Origin of the sequence: Vibrio chagasii, assembly GCA_041879415.1 — a bacterium.
Lineage (GTDB): Bacteria > Pseudomonadota > Gammaproteobacteria > Enterobacterales > Vibrionaceae > Vibrio.
Genome location: CP090852.1, coordinates 1,246,551 through 1,259,576 on the forward strand (window position 1 = coordinate 1,246,551; position 13,026 = coordinate 1,259,576).

General features: G+C 46.4%; 11 protein-coding genes. 8 read left to right on the forward strand and 3 right to left on the reverse strand.

Going from position 1 to position 13,026, the window contains the following annotated elements:
* The first annotated feature begins 127 nt into the window (after window positions 1-127).
* The 5 genes from L0991_19435 to rlmJ all read left to right on the forward strand — a co-directional run bounded on the left by L0991_19435 (window position 128) and on the right by rlmJ (window position 7,558).
* Window positions 128-2,905, forward strand: a complete 2,778-nt coding sequence (locus L0991_19435; protein ID XGB64203.1) for an insulinase family protein — start codon at window positions 128-130, stop codon at window positions 2,903-2,905.
* A gap of 214 nt (window positions 2,906-3,119) precedes the next feature.
* A complete protein-coding gene (locus L0991_19440; protein XGB64204.1) occupies window positions 3,120-3,584 on the forward strand; it encodes a hypothetical protein in 465 nt (154 codons plus the stop codon).
* A gap of 161 nt (window positions 3,585-3,745) precedes the next feature.
* A complete protein-coding gene (gene secD / locus L0991_19445) occupies window positions 3,746-5,545 on the forward strand; it encodes a protein translocase subunit SecD (GenBank protein ID XGB64205.1) in 1,800 nt (599 codons plus the stop codon).
* A gap of 2 nt (window positions 5,546-5,547) precedes the next feature.
* Complete coding sequence (secF, locus tag L0991_19450) at window positions 5,548-6,489, forward strand: protein translocase subunit SecF (GenBank protein ID XGB64206.1); 942 nt, start codon at window positions 5,548-5,550, stop codon at window positions 6,487-6,489.
* 202 nt (window positions 6,490-6,691) lie between these two features.
* Window positions 6,692-7,558: a 23S rRNA (adenine(2030)-N(6))-methyltransferase RlmJ gene (rlmJ, locus tag L0991_19455; protein XGB64207.1), complete on the forward strand. Its 867-nt coding sequence runs from the start codon at window positions 6,692-6,694 to the stop codon at window positions 7,556-7,558.
* A 297-nt stretch (window positions 7,559-7,855) separates the two neighbouring features.
* On the opposite strand, the gene L0991_19460 is transcribed toward rlmJ, so the two are convergent.
* The 3 genes from L0991_19460 to L0991_19470 all read right to left on the reverse strand — a co-directional run bounded on the left by L0991_19460 (window position 7,856) and on the right by L0991_19470 (window position 10,979).
* Window positions 7,856-8,944: an alkene reductase gene (locus L0991_19460; GenBank protein XGB64208.1), complete on the reverse strand. Its 1,089-nt coding sequence runs from the start codon at window positions 8,942-8,944 to the stop codon at window positions 7,856-7,858.
* Between the two features lie 72 nt (window positions 8,945-9,016).
* Window positions 9,017-10,210, reverse strand: a complete 1,194-nt coding sequence (locus L0991_19465) for an MFS transporter (GenBank protein XGB64209.1) — start codon at window positions 10,208-10,210, stop codon at window positions 9,017-9,019.
* A gap of 85 nt (window positions 10,211-10,295) precedes the next feature.
* Entirely contained in the window at window positions 10,296-10,979 is a 684-nt protein-coding gene (locus L0991_19470) for an SDR family oxidoreductase (protein ID XGB64210.1), read from the reverse strand.
* A gap of 124 nt (window positions 10,980-11,103) precedes the next feature.
* Between L0991_19470 and L0991_19475 the strand changes: the two genes are divergently transcribed.
* The 3 genes from L0991_19475 (at window position 11,104) to L0991_19485 (ending at window position 13,007) form a co-directional block, all read left to right on the forward strand.
* Window positions 11,104-12,036 carry a LysR family transcriptional regulator gene (locus L0991_19475; protein ID XGB64211.1) on the forward strand — a complete coding sequence of 311 codons (933 nt, stop codon included), beginning with the start codon at window positions 11,104-11,106 and terminating at the stop codon, window positions 12,034-12,036.
* A 100-nt stretch (window positions 12,037-12,136) separates the two neighbouring features.
* Window positions 12,137-12,529 carry a GFA family protein gene (locus L0991_19480; protein ID XGB64212.1) on the forward strand — a complete coding sequence of 131 codons (393 nt, stop codon included), beginning with the start codon at window positions 12,137-12,139 and terminating at the stop codon, window positions 12,527-12,529.
* Window positions 12,530-12,539: 10 nt separating this feature from the next.
* Window positions 12,540-13,007, forward strand: coding sequence for an OsmC family protein (locus tag L0991_19485; protein ID XGB64213.1), 468 nt, complete (start codon window positions 12,540-12,542; stop codon window positions 13,005-13,007).
* Window positions 13,008-13,026: the final 19 nt, after the last annotated feature.

The following is a 13,026-nucleotide window of genomic DNA, read 5'->3' on the forward strand; positions in this document are numbered from 1 at the left end:
CTCGCAAATCGTACGATGATTTATAAAATGAAGATCGAAGTCACAAAGATACTTATTTGGTTGTATATTAAATAATAATCATAAGCTCAGTCTGTATATTGTCAGTCAATAACAGTAAGAGGTTGTTATGAAAACATATTATTTAGCAACGGCAATATGCCTATCTGTGGTGGGGTGTAGCTCAACATCAAACATCACTGAACAATTAATCCAACCAGATCCTGCCTGGACTTCAGGTCAGTTGGAAAACGGTCTTACCTACCATATTTATCCAGATCATGAAGCATCGGTATCTGTACGTTTAGTCGTGCACGCGGGCTCTATTCAAGAAACACCTCAACAAGAAGGCTACGCTCACTTTGTCGAGCACATGGCATTTAATGGTAGCAAGAATTTCTCTCAAAACGATGTGATTCGTCTATTTGAAGATGCGGGTTCTAGTTTCGGCGCGGACTTAAATGCTTATACCTCTTATGAAGAGACGGTGTATGAATTAGATTTGCCAGATAACCTCCAATTAGAGTCAGCTTTGACCTGGATACGTGACATTGGGGATGGTCTCGATCTTGCCAGCTCAGAAGTTGAAAAAGAGAAAGGCGTCATTCTCGGAGAATTCCGCATGGCTCGCCTTGATGATAAGTCATTCGGAGAGATATTTTACGACCACTTCATTGAAGGCGGTCCTTACGACTCTCAAGATTCATTGGGCACCAAAGCGTCAGTTGTTGATGCAACCTCGCAAGGCCTAGGTGACTTTTACCAGACTTGGTATCAACCTCAGATCGCAGAGTTAGTGATTTCTGGTGATGTTGACCTCAACACCTTGATTCCAATGATTGAAGAGAAGTTTTCGGGTTGGGAGCGCGGTGAAACGCCAAGACCAGAGAAACAGAATACGACTTCGTTTAATGAGGGTGATTATGTTGAGTATGCAGGCAGAGAAGCGCCAAGCATCACTTTAACGTTCAATCGTGGCCTGTATCGCATCGAAAACCATGCTCAACAACATCAGCGTTGGTTGGATGAAACGGCTCTACAGCTCATTCGTCAAAGACTCGAAACGGTATTCAATGACGCAGCCTTGCCGACCCAATGGGTAGCATCTGAAAACTATCAGATGGGAGCTCTGAATTATTCATCAATCAGTGTCGGTTTCCCAAATGGTGGGCGCGACGTAATCCAACAGGAGCTTCTCTCAACGTTGGCATCACTGCGTGATTTTGGCGTGTCGAAAACGGATATCGTTGCCGAGCAGCACTACTACCAAGACCTGCTGGATAACATTGAAGATGATTGGGATAAGTTTGATAGCGCTGATCACGCGAGCGATAAAGCGAGTGCGCTTGCCAGTGGTCGAATCGTCCAATCACAGAAAGACTATCAAGCCAGCTTAGAGGCATTCATCGCTAATCTAAACCTTGAAACGATCAACGACAACATCAAGAATCTGCTTTCTGATGATTACTTCCTTGTTATCGGGATGGACGACTCTGAAGATAGAACCGCTGTCGTCAATTCTTTAGACAGCTTAAAAGCGACTTATAGCGAACCAGGAACCCCACCGCTCGTTATTGCTTCTGCAAGTGCCTTCGCCGTTCCTAGTTCGACGGGCGAGGTTGTGCTGGTAGAACAAATGTCGGTAGATCCATACATTCAGAAATGGACGTTAAGCAATGGCGTCGATATGTGGTACCTGCGTGATTATGCTGCGGGTGATGATGTTGGTGTGATGTATATGAGCCTCGGCGGAAAAGCCGCTTTAGATCCGAGCTTATACCCAGCGGTTGAAGTTGCATTGCCGACGTTTGCTCGAAGTGGTGTAGGTGAGTTTACGGGATCTGAGCTACTTGCTTATTTTGACCGTGAAGATATCCGAGCTGATAGTTTCATTGGCAATACCCGTCATGGCATTGAATTTAATATTCAGAAAGATGGGCTAAAAGATACATTTGCTGCGCTGTATACCTTCATCACAGCACCTAAAATCAACCCTGAGCAATTAGAGGCGGTGAAGCAAGAATTTGTACAGGGACAAGAATCTTTCTTGAGCAGTCCTGTCGGTCAGTTTGAGCGCGCAATAAACCAAAATATCTATAGTCCGGATAGTCGTCACCTGTTGGTTGATAAAGAGCGTGTTGCAGAGGTTTCAGTGGAAGATGTCGATAATCTTCATCAGCAGCTGTTTGGTCAAATGAGACATAACCAGCTGGTGGTCGTTGGTGATATCGACCCAAGTGTATTGAAGCCTTTGGTTCAGCAGTACTTGGCTTCTATTCCGTTGGAAAAAGCCGCGGTACCTGAGTTTAAAGTGGCATACAACCAGCCACTGGAGTCACGTATTGATTTGGCGATTAACAATGTAAATAGTGCTGAGTATATCTTGCGAGTGATCTCTGAACCCGCAAGCGCTACCGAGCAAGACTTCACGGCAAAAGATATTTTCATGGAAAGCTTACTGGAGCGCCTACTGGCGACTCGTTTAGATAGCTATATTCGTGAAGAATTAAGCTTAGATTACTCGCCTTATACCTACTCAGCATCTGCCGATGGGGAGCCGTCTCTTGAGTGGGTTATTGGTGCGATGGTCGCGCCAGAGAATGTCGAAAAAGTAGAAGTGGCAATCGATAAGGTCATTAGCGACCTTCTACAAGGTGTCTCTGAGCAAGAGATGCATGCGGTGGTGAAACAGTTTGAAGCTGATTTTAAGCCTCTTGAGATGAGCTCTATTGACCAAGCCTGGTATGTATCTCGTTATCTACTGCATGGCTACGATATCGATGCTTTATCTCAAGTGGAACGAATGGCGAGATCGATTTCAGCAGAAGATATGAATGCGTTAGTGCAACGTATCTTTGGTGAAAATAGCCGTAAGGTTAAGAACATCATGCGACCTAAAGCGTCATAACAATCAGCGTTGGACGCATACGTAATGGAAAGCCAAGCCTAGTTGCTTGGCTTTTTCTTTTTTTAGAAGCATCGAAGCTTAATCGGTGCATCGAATCATTTTCTAAAAAAATGTTTTAAATCAAGACAGCGTTTCATTTGTGTTGTAGATTGGCGATCTACGAGAATGTTGTTTGGATATAAGATTGCTTAAACTGGGTACCCGATTAGTCTTAATGTTGTTTTTACTGAGCTTTGGCTTAGTGAATTCTAACGGCTATTCGTTTCCTTCTAAGCCGTTTCAAATCGAGACTGCTCAACAGCAATCTTTCGCGCAAAAACAGTGTCAGAACGCTGCCATTGATGACCCATCGGCCTATTTGGAGTGCGATAAAGTTCAAGTAGGCGCTTCGTCAGTAGGTGACAGCTCTAACTATCACGATACTGAATCTAGCCTTCAAGCGACCACTTACCGACGTATATCAACTAATGAGCAAGAAAGCGCGCCCGATCTTGAGCCTGCTTACCACTTGCTGATTGACTTCTCTCCCCCTTCTTTACTGGCTTCGCTGTTAGCGACAACCCCTATGTTGGACCTCAAACAGCACTGGACCAGTATTGTCAGCTCTCCGCCTTCCCGTTTATCGGGGTGGAAAGAGGGCAACATCCAATATTCACATTTCCGAGAACTTCTTAGCTAATCGTTTGCCCCTGATTGGTCGCATCAACGATCCCCTGTGTTCGTTGTTCTAGCCAATCCCAAAAACAATTCGCGAATGTACTCTGCTGCCGTTCAATCAGTCTGGTCTGGTTGCGGTTAGCCATCGTTCGCGTTCACAAAACTTAGTTAAAATAAGAGATCTTGACTGTGAAAAAACGCATTCCAAGAAAACAAATCAACCACTACTCGAAGTGGAAATACGTGGTACTTATTACCACCATTATCATCATGATTCTGAGCGCTTTACCGTCTTGGTATGGCGAAGATGCTTCGGTACAAATTAACAATCGCTCTGAGCAAACCATCGACGCGACGCAGGTGACTCAATACCTAGCGAGCGAAGGCATCCAAGCTAAATCGGCTTATCAGAAAGACAAGCGTTTAGTCGTGATCTTAGAAGATGCCGAGCAGCAAGCAAAAGCGAAAGAAGTACTGAATGAGCGTCTGCTTGATACTGCAACCGTCGCGTTAGCAATGGAGCCTGCGGCACCAAAATGGCTGACTGACATGGGTTTTGCACCGATTCAGCTAGGCCTTGACCTACGTGGTGGTGTGCAGTTCTTACTCGAAGTAGACATGGAACCGGTTTACCACGCGCAAGCTCAAGCCGTGGTGGACGAGGTCACCAGCCAAGTGCGTTATGCCCGCGGTAAAGTTGTAAACGACAAAGTGGAATTTAACTTCCGTACCGATGCGGAGTTTGAAAAGGCGCAAAAGCTGATTCGTGAAGAGTTCCCGCAATGGCTACGTGACAGCTCAGACAAAAAGCTGACTCTAACGCAATCAGAAGAGGAACAACGCACGCTTCGCAACCTAACGGTTCAACAAAACCTACAAATCATGCGCAGCCGTATTGAAGAGCTAGGTATCACCGAAGCTTCAATTCAACGCCAAGGTGAAAGCCGTATCCGTATCGAATTGCCGGGTGTACAAGATCCTGCAGCTGCAAAAGACGTGATTGGTGCCACAGCATCATTGGCGTTCTACTCGGTTTACGACAACCCAACGCGCAACACTCAAACGCTAAAAGATACCGATGGCAACCGTGTGGTTGTAGCTCGCAAAGCAGTACTAAGTGGTGAACATATTATTGATGCACGCAGTGGCATTGGTGAAATGGGCAGCGCAGAAGTAAACATCACCCTAGATTCTGCGGGTGGTAAGAAAATGTCTGAGTTCTCTCGTCATAATATCGGTAAGCCAATGGCGACCGTGTACAGCGAGTACAGCCGTGACAGAGCCGGTAACAGCGAGAAAACCAGTGAAGTGATCAGCGTTGCGAACATCCAATCTCAATTGGGTAGCCGCTTCAGAATTACTGGTGCAGGCAGCATGGCTGAAGCGCAAGAGCTTGCTCTGTTGCTTCGCGCAGGTTCACTAACGGCGCCTGTTACCATCATTGAAGAGCGTACCATTGGTCCATCTTTGGGCGCAGAAAACGTGACTAACGGCTTTGCTGCACTGGCGCTTGGTCTTGGTCTTACTCTTACGTTTATGGCGCTATGGTATCGCCGTCTTGGTTGGGTCGCGAATGGTGCGCTTATCGTTAACATGGTAACGCTGTTTGGTCTGATCGCATTGCTACCGGGTGCGGTATTAACACTGCCGGGAATTGCTGGCTTGGTATTAACCGTTGGTATGGCGGTGGATACTAACGTACTTATCTTCGAACGTATTCGAGACAAAATGAAAGAAGGACGCAGCTTTGCTAGCTCCATCGATCGTGGTTTCGATAGCGCGTTCTCGTCTATCTTCGATGCTAACTTCACCACCATGATTGTAGCTGTCGCTCTTTACACCATTGGTAACGGACCAATTCAAGGCTTTGCTTTGACACTGGGCTTAGGTCTTCTAACCAGTATGTTTACGGGCATTTTTGCTTCACGAGCGATCATCAATTTGGTTTGGGGGCGTGACCAACGCCACGATGTAAGGATTTAAGCATGAGTACTTCAACAAAAATGACAATTTCAGAACGCTATTTTTCAAATAGTAATATGACTCTCCTTCGTAAGGTGATGTCGGTAATCTCTATTGTGTTGTTCATGAGCTCAGTAATGCTGGTGGCCGTGAAAGGGTTTAACTGGGGCTTGGACTTTACAGGCGGTGTGGTTGCTGAGGTTCAACTTTCTGATCAAGTGACCAAAGACGCGCTGAAAACACAGCTTGATGCCGCTTTCCAACAAGACGTGCAAGTGGTTGGCATGGCAGAGCAAGACCGCTGGACTATTCGCTACAGCCAACTGACAGACGCACCGCAAACCAACTTAGTTGATGCCTTGGCATCGGTGAGTGACCAAGTAAAAGTACTGAACAGCAGTGTGGTTGGCCCTCAAGTGGGTCAAGACATGGTTGACCAAGGTGGCTTAGCGGTATTGGTGTGTTTCTTAATGATCATGCTTTACCTAAGTGTACGATTTGAATGGCGTTTAGCTCTAGGTGCTCTGGCTGCGATCATTTACGACGTGACGATTATCTTCGGCTTATTCGCCTTGACTCAGTTTGAGTTCAACCTAACGGTGCTAGCGGCGGTATTAGCGATTTTAGGTTACTCACTGAATGACTCAATCATCATTGCTGACCGTGTCCGTGAGATGCTACGTGGCAACCCTAACGGTGATACTGATAACCTGCTTAACGAATCAGTCAAAGCGACGTTCTCTCGTACCATGGTGACTTCAGGTACGACTTTGTTAACGGTATCTGCGCTTTGGTTGCTTGGTGGCGCAGCGCTACAAGGTTTTGCGATTGCATTGGTTGTCGGTATTGCGAGTGGTACATGGTCTTCAATCTCGGTCGGTATCACCCTTCCGAAATTACTTGGCCTACAGCCTTGTCACTATCAAGTGAAACCGCCGGTAGAAGTTGAGGGTGAGTACCCTTAAGTTATCTATTTTGATAATGCTGCAACTCAGTAAGTGAGTTTACTTTAGCCCTTCGTTTTTAACCGAACGAAGGGCTTTATTTTATTTAAGAGTCAATTAGTTAGAGAAAAGAGAGCCTATTTCAAAAAACGACGGGTTGAGCAGGCAAGCACTAATGATATGAAGTATGTTTATATGACGTTAGTAGAAATGAGGCAAGGGAATGGAATATCGACATCAATGTCACGTAGGCGACCACGGTGATGCACTGAAGCACCCTGTATTAAGTGCTCTGGTTCAGTCATTAATGCAGCAGCATTCGCGCCTCAATGTTATCGACACTCACTCAGGTACAGGGTGTTACGACCTAACCACTGCGCCAAGTAATCACGCTGGCGAGTTTGCAGAAGGGGTTGGGTACCTTTGGCGAAACAAGGCCTACCTTCCTGAGTCATTCGCATCTTTTATGTCGGTGTTGGAATACTACAATCCGAATCAACTTATTACGCTGTATCCCGGATCGGCGGCGATTACCTATCAACAAGGTCGTAGCCAAGATAGTTTCTATTTCTCCGATATTCAGCAAGATGAAGCCGACTTACTGCAAACCAATATTGAGAAGTTACAACGAGATCTGGATGTCTCTAGCAAGCTGACCATTACTGCGGGCGACGGGCTTAAAGCACTGCCTGACGATGTTGCGAAACACGATAGCCAGCACCTGATTGTGATCGACCCACCTTACGAAACGGATTCCGAATATCTCGCGGTGATTGATGCTTTGGTTAAGGCCTATCAACAGTCAGAGAGAGTCTCTGCGTTAATTTGGTATCCGTTATACACGGATGATCGAAGCTCTCTAATATTGGACCACTGTGTGACAGCGGTGACAGATGGCTTGTTGCCAAGTCCGATAAAGTCGGAATTACGACTGCGCGATCCTAAAGGGGATGACCGCCTTATTGGTAGTGGCTTGCTGTTATTTAACCCACCACAAGGCATTGCAGGGACGGTTGCTGACACGCTCGATTATTTGCATAGTCAGCTTGCAACCAATGGTGAAGGCTACTGGCAAATGAAAAGCCTATAAATCTGATTGGTATGGGCTTTCTGATGAATTAGTAGACACACTTCACTAAATCACTGTTATTTATGTGGTTTAAATTGACCAAACGCTAACTTTTATCGATTGATTAATTGCCGTGAATCATTTAAAAATGGAATATCAATGCGCGCAAGTGCATAATGGCTCATAAGTTAAATAATTAGCCCAAATTAATATCAGATTGTGGTTTACCCCCTAAACTGCATTAGGCTCGCACTAGTCACGCGAGCCTTTCTTTTGCTTGTTGTAAAACTTAGGGCAACACTGTCATGTCAAAATCCACTACAACGCAGGATAATCGGTGTAGCCTTTTTCGTTACCGCCGAAGAGGGTAGTCCCATCAAGTTCTGATAGTTCGCTGCCGTTTCGTAAGCGTGACACGAGATCTGGGTTAGCCACGAATGGGCGACCAAATGCGACGAGATCCGCGTAGCCTTTGCTTAGCACTTCTTCGGCGCGTTGTGGTGTGTAGCTGCCAGCGACGATGATGGTGTTAGAGAACAACTCTCTTAGTTCGACTCGGAAGCTTTCAGGGATAACCGGTGCATCATCCCAGTCGGCTTCTGATAAGTGCAGATAAGCGATATCACGAGCTTGCATTGCTTTCGAAGCCTCCAAAATTGTTGGCACTATGTCTGGGCAGTTCATGTCTTTGAAGGTGATGAATGGCGCCAAACGCACGCCAACTTTATCGGCACCTATCTCTGTAATCACAGCATCAACCACTTCAATCAGGAAGCGAAGTCTGTTCTCACGGCTTCCACCGTAGTTGTCGTTGCGCTTGTTTGAGTTGGTTCTTAGGAACTGGTCAATCAGGTAGCCATTGCCACCGTGGATTTCCACTCCATTAAAGCCTGCCTTGATGGCTTTCTTTGCTGCGTTCGCAAAATCTTGAACCACTCGATCGATGTCTGCTTGGGTCATCTCTCTTGGTTGGATGCAATCGACCATGTTGCCGTTGCCATTCTCATCAGAAATCCACACCTGAGTTTCTATCGGAGCCAAAGCTGACGGTGCTATCGGCAGTTCGCCTTTTTGAAAGGTAGGGTGAGACACGCGGCCGACATGCCAGAGCTGACAGAATATCGCTGCGCCTTGTTCTTTGGCTGCTTTGGTTACTGACTTCCAACCTTCAATTTGTGCATCGGTGTAAACGCCGGGAGTGAATGAGTAGCCTTGAGAATCATCGGATATCTGTGTCGCTTCAGTGATGATTAACCCCGCACTGGCGCGCTGCTGGTAGTAGGTCGCCATCATATCGTTTGGCACGTTTCCTGGTTGGCTAGTACGAGCGCGAGTCATAGGTGCCATAACGACACGGTTTTGCAGTGCTAGACCTTTGAGTGCTGATGTTTCGAATAATTTGTTCATGGTATCTACCTTGTTTTAATTCAATGTTTTTAATTCAATGTTTTTAGTTTTGTATTCGGGTTATAGAGCGGATTACTTGCTTTCCGCTGGGCTGAAAATCGAGTTGCTCTGAGGCTTATCAGCTCGGTTGGCTTTGACGATAAGTAGCAAGCCAATTACAGGAACAACAACGGCTGCGAATGGAATCATGCCTGCGCCTAGCTGGCTGTCGAGTACCATGCCACCAAGGAATCCACCGAAGGCATTCGCTAGGTTAAAGGCTGAAATGTTGGCTGTAGCAGCAAGTTCTTGTCCTTCGCCACCGTGGTTCATTACTCGAAGTTGCATGGCAGGAACGTTCGCAAATGATGCAATACCAAAGACAAATGCAGCTGCAACGAATAGGATTTTGTTGTCTACCACTAGGCCTACCACAACCAGTGAAGCGATCATCGCGATTGCCCAAAACATGGAAGCTTTGCCTAAATCTTTATCGGAAGAGCGGCCACCCAATGTGTTACCTATGATTAAGCCCACACCGACAATGACTAAGATCCAAGTGACTGAGTCTTGACCGTAGCCCGTGATGTGCATGGCAATAGGCGCAAGGTAGCCGTAAAGCGTCATAAACCCAGACCAAGCAAAAGCGGTGATCGCCAAGCTGATAAGAAGCATTGGATTTCTAAATGCCATTAGTTGAGTTTTGATGTCTTTCGCTTCGCTATGACCGCTTGATTTGATTGACGTTAGGATAGAAATCATTGCGATGGTGCCAAGTGCAGCCACGGTAAAGAAGGTGGTGTGCCAGCCGAACTGTAAGCTAATCCATGTACCAGCGGGAACGCCAAGAACGTTAGCCAGTGTTAAGCCTGCGAACATTTGACCAACCGCGCGGCCTGCCATTTTTTCCGACACTAGGTTGGTCGCAACAACCGCACCTATGCCATAGAAAGGCCCTTGAACTAAGCCTGCAATCACACGGCTAGCGAGCAGCAATGAGTAGTTAGGCGCTAGGGCTGACAAGACATTACCAATAATGAATAGCGCCATTAATCCAATCAGCACCATCTTCTTATTAAAGCGAGCAAGATAGATGGTTAAGATTGGCCCGCCGATAACGATAGCTAACGCATAAGCGCTGATTAGATAACCTGCTTGGCCTTCGGTGATCGAAAGGGATGTGGCAATTTGTGGAAGGATACCTGCGATAACAAACTCAGCGGTGCCGATTGCAAATGCTGCGAGTGTCAGTATCCAAACTTGGAATGGGATCTGTTCTTTTTTCATGATGATATGCCTATGTAAATTCTGGTTTGTTAGGACGCTTAGGTACACGTTCTAACGGTTGTTCTTTATCTCTTTGCGAGGTGTTTTAGCCGAGTAGCGCACCGCCATCGATGTCGATAATTGAGCCGGTCACATATGGGTTATTAATCGCGAACAGGTAGCCCATGGCGGCCTCTGAAGCATCACCGACTTTGCCAACAGGCAAGTTCTTCTTGGCGTTGTCGTACATGGCGCTACGAGATGAGTCGTCCATATTCTTGTAGGCTTCGGTCATGGTTAAGCCTGGGCTGACGGCGTTCACTCGAATAGGAGCGAGTTCTTTTGCAAGCACTTTAGTCACGCTCTCTAGTGCGGCGTTGATGGCGGTTTTTACGTAAGTGCCTGAGACTACTTTACGTGACAACATGCCTGTGGTGAGCGTGATAGAACCCTTGGGTTTGATGTAACGCATCGCATGCTTGGCGACGTTTAGGCTGCCCCAAAATTTGGTATCAAATGCCGTTTTTGCGTCTTCAAGAGCAACGTCGGTCACCTTTCCTGCGGGAGCAGATGAGCCAGCCGTGACCACCAAATGATCGAAGGGACCAATCGATTCGAAGTACTCGCAAATCGACTTTTCATTGCTGATATCAACGCCTGTATGTCGGCTCGCAATGTGTACTGTGTTGTCTTCGTTTCTCAATTGCATAGCTAATGCTTTACCGATGCCAGACGTGCCACCAATGATGACGAAAGTGCTTTTTTCTTGGTTCGTTACTACGTTGTTCATGTTCTGAATTCCTGCGTGTTCTGCTGATGGTTGCCATTATATTTATTCGATTAATTTTGATAATTGGCTAAAATGTGAATTCATTATTCGGCTTATATGAACAGTGTGGCGAGGAAGAAGTAGCATGGATAAGTTTTCAGACATGGCGATGTTCGTCAGTATCGTTAAGCATCAAGGGTTGGCTGCAGCAGGGCGAGAGCTAGGCTTATCACCTGCGACCATGACGGCAAGGTTGCAAGCACTGGAAGAGCGATATGGCGTGAAGCTGTTGAATCGAAGTACTCGACATGTATCTTTAACTGACTCTGGCGAGCTGTATCACAAGGCGTGTCTAGAGATATTGGATAACGTTAGCGAAGCCGAAAACCTGATTCAAAATGGCGTCAAAGAGGTTAAAGGTCCATTAAAGATCGCCGCGCCGAAAGACATCGGTAAGCAATACATTCTTCCGATTCTCTCTGAGTTCTGTCAGCAATATCCCGACGTGATCCCTTACCTGTATTTGAACGATAACTTGTCGAATATTGCAGAGTCGGGCATGGATGTGGTGATTCGCTACGGAGAGTTGGTTGACAGCAGTTTGATATCAAGACGTTTATCCCCGAGCCGACGTGTGTTGTGTGCTTCTCCTGAATATCTTGCCAAGCATGGAACGCCTCTAACGCCTCAAGACTTAGCAGACCACGATTGTTTGGCAATGCTGCGTAGCAATGAGGAACTCAAGACTTGGCACTTTCAAGATCACGACATGAAGAAGTCGATTACCGTTGTGCCAAAGCGATTCTCAGACGATGGCGAAGTGATTCGCTACTGGGCATTAAAAGGCGAGGGTATTGCGCTCAAATCCGTGTTGGATGTGCAAGATGACATCAATAACCAACGCCTTGTTACTTTGCTTAATGGTTATATGAAAAACTTCAATACCTCAACCTCTGTATCGAGCGCCGATTTGAATGTGGTGTACATCAGCAAGAAGTATCAACCTAAGCGAATTCGACTATTTTTGGATTTCCTAATCGATAATTTTGGTCGTTTGACCGATAAATCAATTAATTAACGCGATATGACAAAACTCTCGAACTGAAAACGAGGCTGCGGACAGAAGTGGCTGAACTGGTTATGATGTGAGCAATACATGGATGTTACTGGAGAGAACAATGAAAATAGTTGGCAATACGGTGATCAAACCATTTCATAAAGCGACCTGTCACTGCGGTGCGGTGGAGTTTGAGCTCAGCCTACCTAACGGCATCGAAAAGCCGCGTCGCTGCGATTGCTCTATCTGTCGTCGTAAAGGGGCGATTGTTGGCTCTGTTGCGCTAGATGGTATCAAGATCCTCAAAGGTGCAGAGCATCTCAAGTTATATCAATTCAATACCAACACCGCGAAGCACTACTTCTGTTCGAACTGTGGTATCTATACCCACCATCAACGTCGCTCTAGCCCAAATGAATACGGATTCAATATTGGTTGTTTAGAAGGGGTGAACCCTTTTGATATTGGTGATGTTGTGACCAATGATGGGGTTAATCACCCTGCGGATCGCTAAGGAGAAAAGTATGTCGGATTATGGTGCTCTGATTCGCTGGCAGAAAGGTGACGATGAGGTATTTAGCGATAATCAATACAGTCGCGGGCATACGTGGGAGTTCGACGGTGGCGTTATTGTCCCCGCTTCATCATCGCCTCATGTGGTGCCACTGCCACTCTCTGTTGAAGAAAATGTTGACCCTGAAGAAGCGTTTATTGCCGCGATTGCCAGTTGTCACATGCTGACGCTTTTGGGCATTGCAGCTAAGCGTAAGTACGTGATTGAGTCTTACGTTGATGATGCGATAGGTGTTCTTGAAGAAGATAAAGCGGGGCGAGCTTGGGTTAGCCACGTGACGCTTAGACCCCAAATTCAATTTGTTGGTGATAAGCGCCCGACGGATAAACAGCTCGAAAAGTTGCACCATTTGGCGCACAGTAACTGCTTCATCGCCAATTCTGTAAAAACCGAGATCACGGTAGAGATAGGCTCGTAACCCACACGATTACTCAGTT